At 46.7% G+C, this 18687-nt stretch carries 18 protein-coding genes; 17 read left to right on the forward strand and 1 reads right to left on the reverse strand.

What is annotated here, in order from left to right; translation table 11 throughout:
- The first annotated feature begins 25 nt into the window (after positions 1-25).
- The 16 genes from rplQ to OEL83_19820 all read left to right on the forward strand — a co-directional run bounded on the left by rplQ (position 26) and on the right by OEL83_19820 (position 15672).
- Positions 26-415 carry a 50S ribosomal protein L17 gene (rplQ, locus tag OEL83_19745; GenBank protein ID MDK9709277.1) on the forward strand — a complete coding sequence of 130 codons (390 nt, stop codon included), beginning with the start codon at positions 26-28 and terminating at the stop codon, positions 413-415.
- A gap of 97 nt (positions 416-512) precedes the next feature.
- Positions 513-1277 carry a YkgJ family cysteine cluster protein gene (locus OEL83_19750; GenBank protein ID MDK9709278.1) on the forward strand — a complete coding sequence of 255 codons (765 nt, stop codon included), beginning with the start codon at positions 513-515 and terminating at the stop codon, positions 1275-1277.
- A 198-nt stretch (positions 1278-1475) separates the two neighbouring features.
- Positions 1476-2252, forward strand: a complete 777-nt coding sequence (rpsB, locus tag OEL83_19755) for a 30S ribosomal protein S2 (protein ID MDK9709279.1) — start codon at positions 1476-1478, stop codon at positions 2250-2252.
- 179 nt (positions 2253-2431) lie between these two features.
- Positions 2432-3028 (forward strand): translation elongation factor Ts, encoded by a 597-nt coding sequence (gene tsf, locus OEL83_19760; protein ID MDK9709280.1) that lies wholly within the window; start codon positions 2432-2434, stop codon positions 3026-3028.
- 83 nt (positions 3029-3111) lie between these two features.
- A complete protein-coding gene (pyrH, locus tag OEL83_19765) occupies positions 3112-3831 on the forward strand; it encodes a UMP kinase (GenBank protein ID MDK9709281.1) in 720 nt (239 codons plus the stop codon).
- 40 nt (positions 3832-3871) lie between these two features.
- On the forward strand, positions 3872-4426 hold the full coding sequence (gene frr / locus OEL83_19770; GenBank protein MDK9709282.1) for a ribosome recycling factor: 555 nt from the start codon (positions 3872-3874) through the stop codon (positions 4424-4426).
- Positions 4427-4582: 156 nt separating this feature from the next.
- On the forward strand, positions 4583-5326 hold the full coding sequence (locus OEL83_19775; protein ID MDK9709283.1) for an isoprenyl transferase: 744 nt from the start codon (positions 4583-4585) through the stop codon (positions 5324-5326).
- Between the two features lie 3 nt (positions 5327-5329).
- Entirely contained in the window at positions 5330-6136 is an 807-nt protein-coding gene (locus OEL83_19780; protein ID MDK9709284.1) for a phosphatidate cytidylyltransferase, read from the forward strand.
- Entirely contained in the window at positions 6133-7302 is a 1170-nt protein-coding gene (locus tag OEL83_19785) for a 1-deoxy-D-xylulose-5-phosphate reductoisomerase (protein MDK9709285.1), read from the forward strand. The genes OEL83_19780 and OEL83_19785 overlap by 4 nt, the downstream gene beginning before the upstream one ends.
- 45 nt (positions 7303-7347) lie before the next feature.
- Positions 7348-8421: an RIP metalloprotease RseP gene (gene rseP / locus OEL83_19790; GenBank protein ID MDK9709286.1), complete on the forward strand. Its 1074-nt coding sequence runs from the start codon at positions 7348-7350 to the stop codon at positions 8419-8421.
- Between the two features lie 28 nt (positions 8422-8449).
- Positions 8450-9151, forward strand: coding sequence for a tRNA (adenosine(37)-N6)-threonylcarbamoyltransferase complex dimerization subunit type 1 TsaB (gene tsaB / locus OEL83_19795; protein MDK9709287.1), 702 nt, complete (start codon positions 8450-8452; stop codon positions 9149-9151).
- A gap of 119 nt (positions 9152-9270) precedes the next feature.
- A complete protein-coding gene (gene ispG, locus OEL83_19800; GenBank protein MDK9709288.1) occupies positions 9271-10371 on the forward strand; it encodes a flavodoxin-dependent (E)-4-hydroxy-3-methylbut-2-enyl-diphosphate synthase in 1101 nt (366 codons plus the stop codon).
- A gap of 80 nt (positions 10372-10451) precedes the next feature.
- Positions 10452-12164 (forward strand): proline--tRNA ligase, encoded by a 1713-nt coding sequence (locus OEL83_19805; protein MDK9709289.1) that lies wholly within the window; start codon positions 10452-10454, stop codon positions 12162-12164.
- Between the two features lie 7 nt (positions 12165-12171).
- Entirely contained in the window at positions 12172-14382 is a 2211-nt protein-coding gene (locus OEL83_19810) for a bifunctional (p)ppGpp synthetase/guanosine-3',5'-bis(diphosphate) 3'-pyrophosphohydrolase (protein MDK9709290.1), read from the forward strand.
- Between the two features lie 33 nt (positions 14383-14415).
- Positions 14416-14913, forward strand: coding sequence for a Smr/MutS family protein (locus OEL83_19815; GenBank protein MDK9709291.1), 498 nt, complete (start codon positions 14416-14418; stop codon positions 14911-14913).
- A 57-nt stretch (positions 14914-14970) separates the two neighbouring features.
- The gene (locus tag OEL83_19820) at positions 14971-15672 is read left to right on the forward strand and encodes an FKBP-type peptidyl-prolyl cis-trans isomerase (protein ID MDK9709292.1); all 702 of its coding nucleotides are present in this window, start codon (positions 14971-14973) and stop codon (positions 15670-15672) included.
- Positions 15673-15856: 184 nt separating this feature from the next.
- Here OEL83_19820 and OEL83_19825 read toward each other — a convergent pair whose 3' ends face one another.
- Positions 15857-16945, reverse strand: coding sequence for an LptF/LptG family permease (locus OEL83_19825; protein ID MDK9709293.1), 1089 nt, complete (start codon positions 16943-16945; stop codon positions 15857-15859).
- A gap of 639 nt (positions 16946-17584) precedes the next feature.
- Between OEL83_19825 and OEL83_19830 the strand changes: the two genes are divergently transcribed.
- Positions 17585-18604 carry a DHH family phosphoesterase gene (locus OEL83_19830; GenBank protein MDK9709294.1) on the forward strand — a complete coding sequence of 340 codons (1020 nt, stop codon included), beginning with the start codon at positions 17585-17587 and terminating at the stop codon, positions 18602-18604.
- Positions 18605-18687 lie beyond the last annotated feature (83 nt).

Consider the following 18687-nt stretch of genomic DNA (forward strand, 5'->3'; position numbering starts at 1 on the left):
ATTGTGTAGAAATTGAGGTTGAGAAATGAGACATAGAAAAGCCGGGAAAAGATTAGGTCGAACCAGTTCACACAGATTAGCGATGTTTAGAAATATGGTTTCATCACTTTTTGAACATGAGCGTATTATTACAACTACTGAAAAGGCAAAAGAGGTTCGACCAATTGCTGAGCGGCTCATAACTCTTGCTAAAAGAGGTGATATGCATGCCCGAAGGCAAGCCTTGGGCTATGTTCGCAGTAAAGCAATAGTTGAAAAGTTGTTTACTGAAATTAAGGACAAATTTGCTGGAAGAAATGGTGGGTATACTCGTATCCTTCAGACAGGTGTAAGAAAAGGGGATGCTGCGGGGATGGCTATCTTTGAACTAGTTGGGTATGAAGAGGTTATAGAGCCTCCTAAAGTAGAAAGCTGAGAGTATATGAAACAGCATGAAAGCTGGAAGGAACGGTAGTTCCTTCCAGCTTTTTTTTTTGTTTAAGCTTGAGATATTGTAAGCGGGAGATAGCTATATGTCAGAAAATAAACAGTTCCCGGATGGGATGGTACCACTTGGCGATACTGTTTTTAATTTTGAATGCCATAAAGGCTTAGAGTGTTTCACCTTGTGTTGTCGAAATGTAGATATGATTTTATATCCATACGACATTATAAGAATGAAGACTGCACTAAATATTGACTCAAGTGAATTTCTTAGAAGGCATACTATTCTTGTCCAGGGAGATAATCCATTTTTCCCTACGGTAAAATTAAAGCTTGCCGACAATGAATCTAAGAGTTGCCCTTTTCTTTCTGACTCTGGGTGCAACGTTTATCCTGATCGGCCAACTGCATGCAGGACTTATCCTTTAGAAAGAGCGGTGGAGAGAAATCGAGAAGATAGATTTGCCCGAGATTTTTATTTTAAAACTTCACATTCCTATTGCTTAGGCCATAGTGAGAAACGAACACACAGCGTGAATAGCTGGATAAGAAATCAAAAATTGTTCGAACATAACCTTATAAACGACTTATGGACAGAAATTGATACACTTTTTTCAACCAACCCATGGAAAGGTGAAGGAGCCGCAGGTGAAAAGCAGCAGCTCGCATTTTTAGTATGTTATAACATTGACGAATTTAGAAGATTTTCTCAAAAGAACAGGCTTATAGGTTATTTTCAACTTGAAAAAGATGTGAGGCGCAATATAGAAAAAGACGATTGTGAGTTATTAAAGTTTGGTTTTGAATGGCTGAAGCTTATTTTTTCCGGAGTAAGCTCGCTAATAAAAAAATAACGGAAAACGTGTAAAGATACATACATCGTTGCATAATACCAGATTTCATGGTACATGACGATGTTCAGTTTTTAGGTTAGAATTAGGAAAATATTTTCCAATCACACACATCTTCGCATTAAGCTGGTGTTGTTCGACATCGAATTGGATGTTGAATGATTACTGAAGATGGAGGATCAAACCAGTAAAGGAGAAAGTATGACAAATGTAACGGTTCGCGATATGTTGCAGGCTGGTGTCCATTTTGGACATCAAACAAGAAGATGGAATCCCAAAATGAAATCCTTTATTTACGGTCCTCGTAACGGGATTTACATTATAAACTTGGACATTACCAAGCGTCTTTTTGAAAAAGCGTATGATTTTATTTCACAAGAAATCAAGCGTGGTGGTACTCTGCTTTTTGTCGGTACCAAGCGACAGGCGCAAGAAATTATAAGGGAAGAAGCACGACGGTGTGGCATGTATTATGTCGATCATCGTTGGCTTGGTGGTATGCTTACTAACTTTCAGACCATTAAAAATAGCATTGATCGATTGAAGTCCATTGAATCGATGCAAGCTGATGGATCGATAAACCGCTTCCCCAAGAAAGAAATCCTTATAATGGAAAAGGAAAGGGTTAAACTTGAGAGAAATGTTGGTGGCATAAAAGATATGCGCAGTCTGCCCTCCGTGATATTCGTTATTGATCCGCGAAAAGAGGATATAGCAGTCAGCGAAGCGGTCAAGCTTGGTATACCTGTTGTTGCTATTACCGATACAAACTGTGATCCCGATGGGATTGATTTCCTCATCCCAGGTAACGATGATGCTATACGATCAATTCGTCTTATTAGTCACCACATAGCCGAGGCGGTTCTCGCTGGACAAGCAATGCGTGACGGCGATGAAGCATCTGAAGATGCAGTTGCCGCAGCAATGGGTGATGCTGGGACAGAGATGGCGGATGCCTCAGATAAGATTGATGAGTAGGACTTAAAATATCGAAGATTCCTGCAGGACAAACTTATCAATTGTCGTTCTTATGAGGGGCTGTCCCAGGACCGCCCCTTTTTCGTATCTGAAGACAGCGATTTTATTTGTGCATGCTTGGGATACTTCGGAGCAAGGGAAGAAACAATAGGAATTTAAAATATTAAAGGAGATTTTCCATGGCCATTACTACGAAGATGGTAAAGGATCTGAGGGATAAAACTCAAGCTGGAATGATGGACTGCAAAAAGGCCCTCGAAAACACCAATGGTGATATGGAAAAGGCTGTAGATTTGCTCAGGCAAAAAGGTCTTGCAGTTGCAGCTAAACGTGCAAATAGAGCCACTAGCGAGGGTGTCGTCGCCACGTACATTCATGCCGGAGGGAAACTCGGAGTTATGGTTGAACTCGGATGTGAAACAGATTTCGTTGCCAAAAACGAAGATTTTCGTGAATTTGCTAAAGATATCGCCATGCATATTGCCGCCGCCAACCCTATCTCGATCAGCAGAGATGAGGTCCCAGCAGCTGTTGTAGCGAGGGAAAAAGATATTTTCGTGCAACAGGCATTAGAGTCAGGTAAGCCTGCAGCGATTGTTGAGAAAATGGTGACCGGCAAAATCGAGAAATTTCTTGCCGAAGTTGCGCTTCTTGAGCAAAATTTTGTGAAAAATCCAGATTTGTCGATTCAGGACCTACTCAATGAGTTGATCGGTAAGATGGGTGAAAATATCTCTATCAAAAGATTTGCTCGATTTCAAGTTGGTACGGAATGAGATAGCTGTACTGCTGACAAGGGTCTCATCATTTCGATGATATAGTTGTTGTTTTCGTCCAAACTTATCTTGAGGAAGCCACAATGACAGGAAAGTTAAAATACCACCGATTGTTATTGAAACTAAGTGGTGAGGCTCTCATGGGCGGAGATTCTTTTGGTATCAACACTCAGGTTCTTGAATTTGTTGCCAGTGAAGTAAAAGAGGTGGTTGCTGCAGGAGCGGAATTGGGTTTGGTGATAGGTGCCGGCAACATCTTCAGAGGAGTAGCCGGGGCAAGTAAGGGCATGGATCGCACAACTGCTGACAATATGGGCATGCTGGCGACTGTTATGAATAGTCTTGCCATGCAAGATGCGCTAGAGAGAATTGGCGTTATCACTAGGGTGATGTCCGCAATACCTATGCAGTCGGTTTCTGAACCTTATATTCGTAGGAGAGCTACTAGGCATCTGGAAAAAGGTCGTGTAGTTATTTTTGCCGCAGGAACTGGTAACCCTTATTTCACCACTGATTCCGCCGGTGTTCTTAGAGCCCTGGAGATTGATGCCGAAATTGTTGTTAAGGCAACCAAAGTTGATGGAGTATATGATCGCGATCCTTTTCTTGATAAAAGCGCAGTTAAGTATGAAAGCCTTACGTACGATGAAGTATTACAGAAAGGATTACGAGTGATGGACGCCGCCGGAATTGCATTGGCAAAGGAAGACAACCTCCCTATTATGGTTCTCAATATGGCGGTTCCAGGGAATATTCTTCGTGTTGCTCAGGGCGAGAATGTCGGTACGCTCATTACCGCTTAAACTTGAGATTGAGCCTTTTTTCTTAATAAAGGAAGGTACCATGAGTGATGTTATTTTTGAAATGGCTGACAAGATGGATAAGAGTCTTGACTCCTTTAAAAAAGAATTGTCAAAGGTGCGTACCGGAAGGGCTTCTCTTGCAATTCTTGATGGAATCCACGTCGAAGCCTATGGTAGCTCTATGCCTCTTAATCAAGTAGGCAGTCTTACTATTCCCGAGAGTAGGCTCATCGTTATACAGCCTTGGGATCCACAAATGTTGCCGGCGATAGAAAAAGCAATCTTGAAATCGGACATAGGGCTTAATCCGATAGGCGATGGCAAGGTTGTTCGTCTGAATATCCCGCAGTTAACTCAAGAGCGCCGTAAGGAGCTTGTCAAATCCGTTAAAAAAATTGCTGAAGAGTTTCGAGTAACGGTACGTAACCTTCGCCGTGAAGCTATCGATATCTTAAAAAAGCAAAAGAAAGATAAAGAAATTTCTGAAGATGAGTTGTTTAAATTTCAGGATGAAGCGCAACTCGAAACAGACGCGTATATCAAGAAGATTGATGATGCAACAGCTGCGAAAGAAAATGAAGTACTTGAAGTGTAATCTGGGGCTTTTGTGCTTTGCAATTTTGAACCTGGCATTCTTGTAATTGCAGTAACCCAACTTTTGCCAATGAGCAGCCTATCCTTCTAATACTGGAATTATAAATAGATTTTTTTTTAGTCAATGGTTTATTGTTTCTGCATCTACGGATAATCTATGTCTGGCACACCTATTGAGTTTGAACATCTTCCTCGCCATGTCGCAATTATCATGGATGGAAACGGCAGGTGGGCAAAGAGGCAGAAAAAACCAAGACTGTATGGACATAAAGTTGGTGCCGATTCAGTCAGTGATATTGTTGAAACCTGCAGGGAAATTGGTATTAGATATCTTACCCTTTATGCTTTTTCTTCAGAGAATTGGCAGCGCCCCTCTCGGGAAGTCACTGGACTTATGTCCATCCTTAAACGCTATCTTGATTCAGAATTGCCTCGTATGAAAGAAAACGACATCAGGCTTATGTCGATTGGCGATCGAGATCGCTTGCCAGAGGCGGTTCGCAATTCACTTGCCCGAGTTATTGCTGAAACTTCTGGAAATTCAAAGCTTACTCTCAATTTGGCGCTTAGCTATGGTGGCCGTGATGAGATCGTGCGAGCGGTAAGAAAGATCTGTGGTTTATGCCTTGATGGCAAGATTGATTTTTCGGCAATATCTGAAAGAACCGTAACAGAAAATCTTGATACCTGCGGTCTTCCTGATCCCGACCTTCTCATACGAACCGGTGGAGAAGCGAGGTTATCGAATTTTCTTCTTTGGCAGTTGTCGTATGCCGAGATATATTTTACCGACGTCATGTGGCCGGAATTCAGGAAAGATGTTTTTCTCAAGGCACTCAGTGATTATCAGATGCGGGAGAGACGATTCGGTCGCACTGGGGAACAACTGCAAAAAGAATAAAACATGAACAAACGTGTAGTCCCCGGGCTTCTCATCGCTGGTCTCTGGTTTTTTCTGCTTTTAAAGGGATCACCTCAACTTTTTGGTTTTATCGCCTCATTGATTGTTTTTTGGGCGGGAGATGAATATCTCCGGATGATTGATGCCCGAAACATTCACATCATTGAGCGTTGGGGCCTAAACATTTGTTTGACGGCGCCCATTGCATCTGTCTGTCTATACCCGCAACTCGCAATCATTGCTCCAGTTCTGCTCTGCTCATTTTTTCTTATCATTTGTTATTTTCTCTATCGTTATAAAGATTTAGAAGATAATTTTAATTTTTTCTGTCGACTTGTTTTTGGAATATTCTATCTGGGGCTTTTGGGAGCACACCTTGTATTATTGAGGTTTTCACCGGATGGCGGTTCGTGGCTTATTGTTGGCACCGCTATCACTTCTGGGTCAGATACAGGTGCTTATTTCGTTGGCAGGGCGATTGGAAAGAGAAAACTCTGTCCGAATATCAGTCCTAATAAGACAGTTGAGGGTGCAGTGGGTGGAGTGGTTGCGGGCCTAGTTGCTGGCCTTGGTTTCGCTCATTTTTTCTTGCCTACGGTAAACTTGTGCTATCTTGCAGCGATTGCCGTTATTCTAGCTCTTGTTGGCATTCTTGGTGATCTTACGGAATCGATCATTAAAAGAGGAACAGGCACCAAGGATTCTGGCCGATGTTTGGCCGGTCACGGAGGTATTCTTGACCGGGTTGACTCGCTTCTTTTTGTGGTTCCGGCGCTGTATTATATTTTGGCTCTATCGGGATTGAGATGAAACACATTTCCCTGCTCGGTTCGACCGGCTCTATTGGAGTCAATGTCCTCTCTGTAGTCAGGGAATTTCCAGAACGATACAAAATCGTGGCATTGGCCGCTGGAACCAATGTGCAAAGGTTTGCAGAACAAATTGAGGAGTTTCGACCTCAGCTTGTTTCGGTAAGCGACGAACGATGCGCCCGGGAGTTGCACGATTTACTGCAAAAGAATACCCGTACCTCCATAGTTTTTGGCGATGAGGGAAATATCCTCGTTGCCGCTTATCAAAAGGCCCAATTTACGGTTTCGGCAATTGTCGGTGCTGCAGGATTATTACCGACGCTTGCGGCAATTAGGGCTGGCAAGGATATTGGCCTTGCGAACAAGGAAACGCTTGTTATGGCCGGGAAAATTGTTATGGCTGCGATAAAGGAAAGTGGCGCAAAGTTGCTACCTATCGATTCCGAGCATTCAGCCATTTTCCAGGCTCTTGAGGCCGGGCAAAAAAAAGATCTAAAGAAAATCATTTTGACTGCTTCCGGAGGACCGTTTCGTGGCTTGAAGAGAGATCACCTGCGCAAGGTCACCAAGGAGCAGGCGCTTGCTCATCCGAACTGGAGCATGGGTAGGAAAATATCTATTGATTCCGCTACTTTGATGAATAAGGGGCTTGAGGTCATAGAGGCAAAATGGCTTTTTGATGTCGATGCCAATGCTATTGAGGTGGTTGTTCATCCCCAATCTATCGTCCATTCTTTAGTAGAGTACCAAGATGGATCGGTTCTGGCGCAGCTGGGTATCCCTGACATGCGCATTCCCATTGCCTATGCTCTTTCATATCCGGAGCGCTTGCCGTTAAGCCTGCAGCCGCTTAAATTATCGCAATGCGCTAGTCTCCAATTTATGGAACCCGACAATGCCAGCTTCCCGGCCTTGCAGCTTGCCTTTAGAGCTCTGCATAGAGGAGGAGTTTGTCCGGCGGTTCTCAATGCTGCAAATGAAGTAGCAGTTGATGCATTTCTTGCTGATCAAATAGATTTTCTGCAAATTGCCGAGACAGTTGAGCGGACAATGGATATTGTAGTCCAAGGAAGCGATACAAGTCTTTCCGATGTGCTGCTGGCTGATAGCGAGGCTCGAAGAGTCGCATTGAAGTTAGTAGCTGAGTGTTCCTCAAATAATTAATTATTTTACTCCGCACGGAGAGAAATCTCCCCGCCATTTTCTCATATGAATACCATTCTGTCGTTTATTCTTGTTCTTGGTCTACTTATTTTTGTTCATGAATTCGGACATTTCATTTTTGCCAAATGGTTTGGAGTCAGGGTGTTGAAGTTTTCTCTCGGTTTTGGACCAAAGATTTTTGGCAAGGTCATAGGTGAAACGGAGTATGTCATTTCCGCTTTTCCCCTCGGTGGCTTTGTGAAGATGTTTGGTGAAAATCCCGATGAACAGGCTGTTCCCGACGAGGACAAGCGGGTGTCTTTTGCTCATAAACCGGTATGGCAAAGGTTTTTCATTGTCTTTGCCGGGCCAGTTTTCAACCTCCTCTTTTCAGTACTTTTATTCTTCATGGTTTTCGCTATTCTTGGAATTCCAACCTCGGTCGATACTACCCGTGTCGGGAAAGTCAATGCAGACTCTCCAGCCAGTCGAGGAGGGCTTCTTGAGAATGATATGATTTTGCGAATCAATGAACGCGAAACACTTGTATGGGAAGACGTTCTTGGTGGCGTAAAGGCAAGCGAGGGCCAGCCGCTCAGCGTTGTCGTTCAGCGTGGTAACGAAAAGATCCATCTAACCATAACTCCCGCTCTTGATGCGGTCAAAAATGTTTTTGGTGAAGTAGTCGAACAACGGTTTATGATCGGAATTAAAAAGGCCGATGAAATGATCTGGAAAGAGAGCACTTTCTATACGTCTCTTGAAAATGCCTTGATCCAGACCTGGATGTATATCTCTTTGACGGCAGTCGGTTTTGTAAAAATTATTCAGCAGGTTGTCCCGGCTTCGGAAATAGGCGGACCTATTCTTATCGCTCAGATTGCTGGGCAACAGATGCAGGCGGGATGGGTAAATCTCATCTATTTTATGGCCCTGTTAAGCGTCAACCTGGGATTACTGAATCTTTTACCGATACCGGTACTTGATGGTGGTCATCTCGCCTTTTTAACCCTTGAGGGATTGCGGCGAAAACCTTTAGGAATGCGAGCGCAGATTATTGCTCAGCAGGTAGGTATTGGCTTACTCGGAACGCTTATGGTGTTCGCTTTCTATAATGATATCGTCCGACTATTTCAATGATGGAGTTTACAATCCGTTGATATTGTCCTTGGATACATCGACACCTTGCAGTTCCGTCGCTCTTACTGCCGGAACACGTCAGCGGGGAGAAGTTGTCGCGGCCCTGAGCATTACCGGAACCTTGACCCATTCCCGGCGATTGCTTGGGGCCATTGACTGGATCATGACCGAGGCTGGAATTAACTGGCAGGACATCACCGGAATAGGAGTGAGTCTTGGACCCGGAAGTTTTACTGGTCTGCGCATTGGGATGGCAACCGCCAAGGGATTGGCTGCAGCCGCTGACAAGGTTTTGCTTGGAGTTTCTACCTTGGACTCCTTAGCTGCGAAATGTGTGACCAACAGGCTAATCTGCAGCCTTCTGGATGCCCGCAAGCAAGAGGTTTACGCTGCCTTTTACCGGTGTAATCAACGGGGCCTGACTGAGCGTGTCTGTGAGCCAGTGGTTGTTCCCCCGGCAAAACTGGCCGCATCTATCGATGAACCGGTAGTATTGGTTGGCAATGGTGCCCGGATCTACAGAGACGTTTGGCAGACGACACTTTGCGAGAAAGTGCAGTTTGCACCAGCGGGTTTACACGAACCATCGGCCACCTCTCTTGGCTTTCTGGCCGGAGAATTGCTCGAAAAAGGGCAACTCCTTGATTTAGCTGAGGGAACACCTCTCTATGTAAGAAGCTCCGATGCCGAATTGAATCTGATAAAAAAACAGAGTCAGCAAGCGGCTTGAAAGCATAAACTCGGTGGGCATTGGTTTTCTGTTTGGTGTTGCCGGTCGCGTCTATACACATCGAGCATTACAAGAAGATTCAAGAATACTGAAAGTCTGTATCTATTTATTATGATTCAATGATCGCCAGGAAGAAAACACGACAAATACATGTTGGCGCGGTTGCCATTGGCGGTGATGCCCCAGTATCGGTCCAATCGATGACAAATACCGATACTAAAGATGTTGAGCAAACCGTCGGTCAGATTGAACGCTTGCAATCGGCGGGCTGCGATATTGTTAGGGTTGCCGTCATCGACAGCGATGCAGCCTCCTCCATCCGCTCGATTCATCAACAGATCTCAATCCCTTTAATTGCCGATATCCATTTTGATCATCGCCTGGCAATTGCTGCGATGGAAAATGGTGCTGATGGAATTCGAATCAATCCTGGAAATCTCGGTGGCGAGGATAAACTCGCCAGGGTAGTTGATGCAGCTCTCATGCATAAAGTACCCATTCGTGTAGGTGTCAACAGTGGTTCGATAGAAAAGGATCTTTTAAAGACATACGGCTATCCTTCTCCAGAAAATACCCAGGCGCTTATCGAAAGTGCTCTACGCAATGTCCGGCTTCTAGAAAAACACGGCTTTGAAGATATCAAAATCTCCATCAAATCAGCCGATGTTCTCACTACGATAAATGGCTATAAACACCTCGCCGAAGTTACCGATTATCCTCTGCATCTCGGTGTTACCGAGGCGGGAGGGCTTATCGCCGGCACGGTAAAGTCGAGTGTGGCTTTGGGGGTCTTGCTTAATTTGGGAATAGGCGACACCTTGCGGATTTCCCTGACTCGTGACCCGGTCGAAGAAGTACGGGTCGGTTTTGAGCTGCTTCGCTCCCTGAAGATCCGTGAACGAGGGCCGGAGCTTATCTCCTGCCCTACATGTGGTCGAACCCGTATCGATTTATTTAGTCTCGCCGAGGCGGTTGAAAGGTATATTCAGACCATGGAGAGCCCTTTGAAGGTGGCCGTAATGGGTTGTGTCGTCAATGGGCCGGGTGAGGCAAAACAGGCTGATATCGGTGTTGCCGGCGGTAACGGCGTGGGAATCATCTTTAAAAAGGGTGTAATCTGGAAGAAGGTGGGGGAAGATGAGCTGCTCACTGTTTTTATGGACGAATTGAAAAAGATGGAAGAAGAAGGGCGGAAAGAGCAAAAATCTGCTAAAAAATAATCTTCTATCCATGAGCGCATCACCACAGCTGCAGTTGTGGAAGGATGCTGAATAATTTCAAAACTATACGGAAATACTTTATGCGTTATTCTCAATTGTTGCTGCCGACTCTAAAGGAAGTGCCGGCTGATGCCGAGGTTGTGAGTCATGTACTGCTGTTAAGGGGCGGATTTATCCGAAAACTCACGGCCGGTATTTATACCTATATGCCGATCGGGTTGGCAGCAATTCGCAAGGTTGAGAATATTGTCAGGGAGGAGATGAATCGCGCCGGTGCCCAGGAATTATTGATGCCGATGGTGCAGCCCGCAGATCTCTGGATGGAAACTGGACGTTATAAGAAATATGGGCCGGAGCTACTGCGGTTTCGCGATCGTCACGAGCGGGAGTCATGCCTGGGGCCGACCCATGAAGAGGTGATTACCGATATTGCAAGGAAGGAACTGCATTCTTACCGCGATCTTCCTATTAATCTTTACCAGATTCAAACCAAATTTCGCGACGAAATCCGGCCGCGTTTCGGACTTATGCGAGGCCGGGAGTTCATCATGAAGGATGCCTATTCCTTCGATATAAGTGATGCGGCGGCGGAGATTTCCTACCGGAAAATGTACGATGCCTATAAACGAATCTTCACGCGATGCGGTCTCGATTTTCGTGCGGTTCAGGCCGATTCCGGAGCGATTGGCGGCAGTTTCTCCCATGAATTCATGGTGCTGGCCAAAACTGGTGAGGATACCATTGTCGTCTGTAATAACTGTGACTACGCCGCCAACATGGAGAAAGCGGTGGTGAGTTTGCGCGAAAGCACCTCGAAAGAGCCGTTAGCAGAGATGGCGAAGATTGAAACCCCCGGTAAACGCAAGGTTGGCGCAGTCTGCGAGTTCCTGGGAATTGGTCCCGAGCGGTTGGTTAAAACCCTGGTCTTTATTGCCGATGGGAAACCGGTCGCGGTGTTGGTGCGGGGCGACCGCGAGGTGGAAGAGGTGAAATTAAAGAACCTCTTGGGAGTGGCCGATGTGGCCATGGCTGAAGATCTTGAGGTCTTCAATGCCACGGGAGTGCCGACCGGCTACCTCGGCCCGGTAGGAATAGCCATCCGGATCGTTGCCGACCAAGAAGTTGCGGCGATGCAGAATTTTTATACCGGAGCAAATGAAAAAAATTATCACCTGCAGAATGTCAACCTCGGGCGTGATTTCCAGGTTGAGGCGGTTGCCGATTTGCGTCAGATAACCACTGCCGATCCCTGTCCGGAATGCGGGGGTAACCTTGCGCTGACGGAAGGTATTGAGGTTGGCCATGTCTTTAAACTGGGTACAGGGTATTCAGAGTCGATGAACGCGACCTTCCAGGACAGCGATGGGCAGGAAAAACATTTTGTCATGGGCTGTTACGGGATTGGGGTGAGCAGGGTGGTTGCCGCGGCCATTGAGCAGAATCATGATGAGAATGGCATAATTTTCCCGGTTCCTATTGCACCGTATACGGTTATTGTCTTGAATCTTGGCGGCAAGGACGAGCAGCTTACCGCTGTCGCCGAAAAGCTCTACCAAGACCTGTTGGCCGCAGGCCTTGAAGTTCTGTTTGACGACCGTGATGAAAGACCAGGGTTGAAATTCAAAGACGCGGATTTATTGGGTATTCCGTATCGGCTCACGGTCGGAAAGAGCTACACGAAAAACGGTAAGGTAGAGATGCGTCGGCGCAGAGACGGTGTTACCGAGGAGCTCTCACCCGATGAGGCAGTTACAATGTTGCATGCGAGAATCACGGCCGAACTTGTGAAATAGCTCTTTGATGACGATGGCAAACGAATCGACAATAAATCCGCATGGGCTGAAGACCCTTGCGGCTACCTACCTGCAGGACGTTGATCTATCGCGGATTGATGATGCCTGGGAAATTGTCACCCGGGTTCATAAGGGAAGTCGCCATTTTTCCGGTGAGCTGTATGTTATACACCTTCTGGAAGTGGCCTCGACTCTCGCATCAATGCACCTTGACCTCGACACCATACTTGCCGGTCTGCTCCATGGAGTTCTGAAGCAGAAACGAGATGGCAAAGGGGAGGAAGTGACCGTTGAAGAGCTTGCACAAAAATTCGGCAAAGATGTTGCGGCAATAGTCGAAGGCTCCACTCGCATTACCCAGGTACAATACAACAGCAAACTGGCGAGTCAGGCGGAAAATCTCAGGAAAATGCTGCTGGCTATGGCGGCGGATATCCGAGTTTTGCTGGTAAAGCTGATTGATAGATTGCTGGACATGTTTCTCCTCGATATGGTTGATCGGGAGAAACAGGTTGACATTGCCAGGGAGACCATGGATGTTTATGCCCCCCTGGCAAGTCGACTCGGAATTGACTGGCTAAAAAGGGAACTTGAAGATCATGCCTTTAAATTTTTACACCCGGAGGAGCATTACGATCTCTCGCATAAGCTGGAAAGCTCTCTTGACGAACGTCAGAACTATGTTGATGAAGTCATCAAGATTCTTCACGAAAAACTAGCACAGAGTGGGATTCAGCCTCTCCGCATAATTGGTCGGCCCAAGCATCTTTTCTCCATTTACAAAAAACTCATAGTCCAAAATATTCCTCTTGAGCGGGTCTATGATAAGGTCGCTTTCCGAATAATTGTTAACACTGTTAACGAGTGTTATGAGGCACTTGGGACTATTCACGCCAATTGGTCGCCGGTTCCCGGACGGATTAAGGATTTTATTTCTGTTCCGAAGGCCAATAACTACCAATCGATGCACACTACGGTGGTTGGGCCCCGTGACCACTTTATAGAAATTCAGATTCGCACTGAGGAAATGGACCGGGTCGCCCAAGAAGGAGTCGCGGCGCATTGGGCTTACAAAGAAGGGCAAAGGATTAATAAAAATGATGCCAAACTTTTCCGAGAACTGAAGAAGCTCGTTGCCTCGCTCCAGGAAGTCGAGGATCCCCGCGAATTTCTTGATAGCGTTGTCGGCGAGCTCTATGATCCGGAGATTTATGCCCTTACCCCGACCGGGGAGGTCAAGGAGTTTCCGATTGGCAGTTGTCCCATTGATTTTGCCTATTCTATTCACACCGAGGTCGGCGACCGCTGCGTTGGCGCCAAGGTAAATGGCCGCCAGGTGCCCTTGAAATATCAGTTGCAGACTGGTGATATCGTTGAAATTATCACCTCTCCAACCCAGCTTCCCCGCCGCGGCTGGCTGGACCTGGTGAAGACCAGCCGAGCGAGGACCAGAATTCGTTCCTGGTTGCGCCGTGAAGAGAAGGAGAAGGCCCTCAAGCTTGGCAGGGAGATCTGTGAACGTGAGATAAAAAAATACGATACTTCCCTGAAGAAGATCATTAAAAGCGGGCATATCCGGTTGATTCTCAAGCAGCTGCGCTGCAACTCCTTGGATGATTTACTTGCCAAGGTCGGTAGCGGGGTGATCACTGTACAAAACCTTATAAAAGGTTTGCAACCAGCTGAGCTACGCAAGGAACAGGAGCAGCAGACGGCCGAAATGTCCCCGGAAGATTTGGCAAACCTCATGGTTAACCAGCAGGCCAGCGATGAGGAACCGGGGAAATCGGGCATCAAAATAGACGGTATTGACGGGATGCTGATGAAGATCAGTCAATGCTGCCAGCCTTTGCCTGGCGATCCCATCGTCGGATTTATCACAATGGGTCGGGGTGTTTCTATCCACAAATCCGATTGCGTCAATCTGTTGAGCTCCGATCCCAAAAGGTGGATCGATGTCTCTTGGAGCGGTATTGCCGAAAAGATTTACCGGGTAGGAATTCACATCAGTGCGGAAAACCGGCGGGGTATTTTTGCAGAAATCAGTGGGGCTATCAGTGCTGATAATGCAAATATCGTCGATATCTCTGCCCATACCACGGTTACAGACCGGGCGGAAATGACTATCTCTTTAGAAGTTGGAAATCTCGACCATCTCCAAACCTTGATGCTTCACCTGCGGCAGTTGGCAGCCGTTATTGCCGTCCGAAGGCTCTAAGCAGAGGCTTCGGAGAGGGCGACAAGGTAGACCATGACCTGCCACGTTTGCGGCAATGAGATGCCGGCGATGGGTTCCAGCTGTCCCTATTGCGGGGCAGCTATGGAGGAGCCGACTTGTGCGGGATCAACCGTATTCATCCACAAGACGGTCAACCTTGAGGTTGGCCGGCCAGTGGTGGAGGTTGCTTTAAAGCGGTGCCGCCTGGCACTCGATGAGGCAATTATGAATAAAGTTAGTATTATGACTTTGATTCACGGTTATGGTTCAAGCGGCAAAGGTGGAGCGATACGAGCGGAGTGTCGTAATCTGCTCGATTATTTTAAAGAAAAAGGAATGATCAGCGATTACATTGCCGGCGAGGATTTTCATAAAAAGTCAGGCAGAGTTAAGGCGCTTTTGCGACGGTATGCACAGCTTGCCAAAGATCGAAATCTTAACCAGGGGAATCAAGGGATTACCTTGGTGATCCTGTCCTTTTCTTTTCTGTTTATTTCCTGGCGGTTCTTTGTATCGACAGCAATTTTCTAAGTATCTTGGCTGTTGTAAAATGCTCTTTGTTTATTAACCTCTAGAGAGGAGTTTCTGATGAAAAAATGTGTAATATCGGCAGTTTTTGGGATTTGTCTTGCCGCCCCCTGTATTTCCCAATCGGCCCCGCCAACTAGCTTCGAGGATAAGCTTAGCTACAGCATGGGGTTCGAAGTGGGCAGCTACTTTAAAAATGCTGGTGGGGATATCCAGAAAGAGTTTCTCCTAATCGGCATTGAAGATGCCTTCAAGGGTACCAATCCGACCTTGAATGCAGACGAAATGCTGGCGGTAAAAAAGGAGTTTGCGAGCAAGATGCAGGCCAAACAAGTGGCCAAACTCGAAGAGATGAAGACTAAGAATAAGGCAGCTGGAGAAGGATATCTCGCTGAAAATAAAAAGAAGAAAGGCGTTAAGGTGACTGCCAGTGGTCTCCAGTATGAGGTCATTAAAAATGGTGATGGTAAAAATGCCGCACCAACCGACACGGTCAAAGTCGAATATGTCGGAAAGCTGATCGACGGAACGGAGTTTGACAGTACCGCAAAGCACGGCGAGCCGGCCGAGTTTCAGGTCGATCAGGTTATCAAGGGTTGGAGTGAGGCCTTGCAGCTGATGAGTGCTGGCTCTAAACTGCATCTGGTGATTCCAACTGAATTGGCTTACGGTGAGAATGGCGCTGCGCCGATGATTGAGCCGAATTCGGTCCTGATCTTCGATGTGGAGATGCTTTCCATATCAAAGGCCACTCCTAAATAAGCCGCTCTCAAAGAGTCCCGCGGCTCTATCCATACCGAAATCAAGCAGGGTGGAAGAGATTGCGCTGGCAATATCGCAAGAAAAAGTTTCGTCAGCCTGTCGTGGCTGTGAGTTGCAAGAAGCATAGGGGGAAAGCAAAATTTCCCCGCTGGCCGTCCGGGAGCGTATCCCGGGCGGCCTTTTTTTAACGATCGTCTTTTGCCAGAAGAACGAGCCCGGCGATAGAGAAGATAATATGGATGCTTGTCGCTGCGATCACCGGTGAGACATAGCCGGCGGTGGCCAGCGATTGCAGCGCTCCCCAAATGCCCCAGGCAACAAAAGCCAGACCGCAACTAGCTGGAATAGCAATCGAAAGATCACGGCCCCACTTGCGGTAAGAAAACAGTAGGATGGGCAAGCCGAGGAGAAGCAGGGGGATGCCGAGAAGAATATAGGAAACACGGCCAAGAAAACTCGTCCAGGCGGCACGGACCTCATGTTCGACCTCCGTCCGGCCGATTTCCTGGTACAGACCAAGTAGTGACTGTTCAGCCGATTTGTTTACGGGGATTAAAAAGTCTTCAGGTTTTTCAGGAAATTCGAACTCGTTGACTGAGTAATTATTGATGGTATAGCGGCCGTTCTCCTGGCGCTGCTGGATTTGACCATTGCGCAAGATCCAGTGATCAGTATTTTTGTTCCATCTTGCAATACCGGCAGTTACAAGAGAGTCGATGTTATAGCTTTCATCCCACCTGGAGTAAGAAAAATTATAAAAAATATGATGTTTTGGATTGGGCCAAGCGAAGGAATAGAAGCCGTCGGCCCCCCGGTAATAATAGCGGTTGTTGCGGAGTATTCCTAGGGGCACCTTGCCTTTAAGCTGTTCGAACCAGATAGTATTGGTCCTTGATACGGTTACCGGCAAAAGCCATTGGGCTGAAGCGACAAAAAGCAGAGTGAAAACAACCGAACCGATGACAATTGGGCGGATGATCAGACGCAAAGGCAAGCCGCCGGCCTTCAGTGCAGTAAGCTCATTGGAGTGATTGAGAATGCCCAAGCTGATGACACCAGCGAGGAGAATAAAGACAGGCCCCAGCTGGTCTACAATAAAAGGGATGGTAAGAAGAAAATATTCCAAGGCCAGTTTGAGGGGCTTGCCGGCGTTCACGAAGTCATCGTATTTCTCAAAGAAATCAACGAGGAGGTAAATGGCGACGAAACCACTGTTGACGGTTAAGAAATATTTGACAAACTGCTGAAGTAAATATCGGTTGAGCAGATTCACTCAAAACCTCGCAAAGGAAACAATTGACAACAGGGTTCCACGCCACAAAACCAGAGCCCGCTATTCACCTCAGAAGAAGGAGGTTGCGTAGCACCTCGGTAGTAATTCAGGGAAGAGGCCTCTCGCCAGTTTGGTAATGATTAAGGAGGTATTCTTTTCTAGCTTTCCACATTGGTCAACGCCAAGGATACGTGGCCCAAGGTACATTATTGCCGACCTTCTGTCGAGGGAGGCCTATTGCGGCATTGGTTCAGTTGTAGGTAACATTATCACTGGTCTGCGTCAATATCGGCCTTCGTGTACCATGGCAATTTTTCAAGGTCTTGCATTGCGTGTCATGGCTATGGTATAGTCGATCCCTGTATTAGAGCCTTTTGGGTTTGAACTAGTTGGAGTTATTAGATATTGGCTGGTGCTGAACTGTTCTGTTTGCACTGTTGTGCGGGAATTGGACAGGACGTATTTCAACAGGAGGTGGCTGGTATTGAGGAATGCGATCGATGGTTGTCGTCTTGCCTTGCAAGATTTCAGCTGAGGAGATCGATTGCGGCGAGATTATGCAATGGTAAACGGGCTGCTTGGGTTCACCGCTTGTTCACTTGGTTGCGTCTTTAGTCCAATACCACTGTTACCGTATTTATGGCGCACAAGCGAAAGAAAAAAGACCCTTCCCAGTGCAAACAACCGGTAAAAAGTACTGCTTCGGATCGTTTGCATGCCTTCTGGAGTCTCTTCGTCAAAGAAGATGATGTACTTGTCCTCATTAACGCCGATCCTGACGCCCTGGCTGCTGCCTTGGCGGTTAGAAGGCTGCTCCGCTACAAGGTCAAGAGCGTAACAATTGCCCATCCCAACGAGATCAGGCGCCTCAATAATATGGCGATGGTCGAAAGGCTGAAGATACCTCTTGAGCGTTTGAAAGACATCAAGATTGAAAATTACAGTAAGCGGGTGATGGTTGATTCTCAGCCGGATCACTTGCCCTGTTTCGAAAAAATCAAGATACACGCGGTCATCGATCACCACCCAGCCGGCCATGTTGAGGGGGTGGAGTTTGTTGACATCCGCCCGGAGTATGGGGCGACCTCCTCCATGGCGGTTGAGTATCTGCGGGCTGCCGGTATGAAACCTTCGGTGGCTCTCGCCACCGCCCTATTTTACGGGATAAAGGTAGACACCCACGATTTTGAGCAAAAATCGGTTCTTGCCGATGGCATTTCCTTCCGCTATCTTTTTAATATTGCCAACAGAGATTTGGTTCGAAAGTTCGAACTCACCGATTTGCGGCGTTCAGAGCTTCGATACTTTGCCCTGGCATTGGCTGAACTGAAATATTCCAAAGGACGATACTTTACCCACCTGGGTAGGGTGAGAAGTCCCGACGTTCTTGTGATTGTTGCAGATTTTCTCAATCATGTTGGGGAGATAGACTGGGCATTCGTGTCAGGAATTCATGGTGAAAAGTTGGTGGTGATCTTTCGATGCGATGGGTACCGCAAAAATGCTGGAAAACTCGCGGAAAGGATATTCGGACTCATCGGATCGGCAGGTGGCCATAAGGGTGCGGCACGGGCTGAGATTCCGCTAAAAAGCCTGCAACTTGGTGAAAAGGAGTTTACTTCTGATACGCTGAAGCGTGTTATTATGCATCATATTTAATGTTATTTTGATTTTTCCCTCCTGAAGGGTTGCACATGGGGCCAATTGCCTTTACCATAAGGTAATTTCTTTGATAAGAGCGG

Origin of the sequence: Desulforhopalus sp. (assembly GCA_030247675.1) — a bacterium.
GTDB lineage: Bacteria > Desulfobacterota > Desulfobulbia > Desulfobulbales > Desulfocapsaceae > Desulforhopalus_A.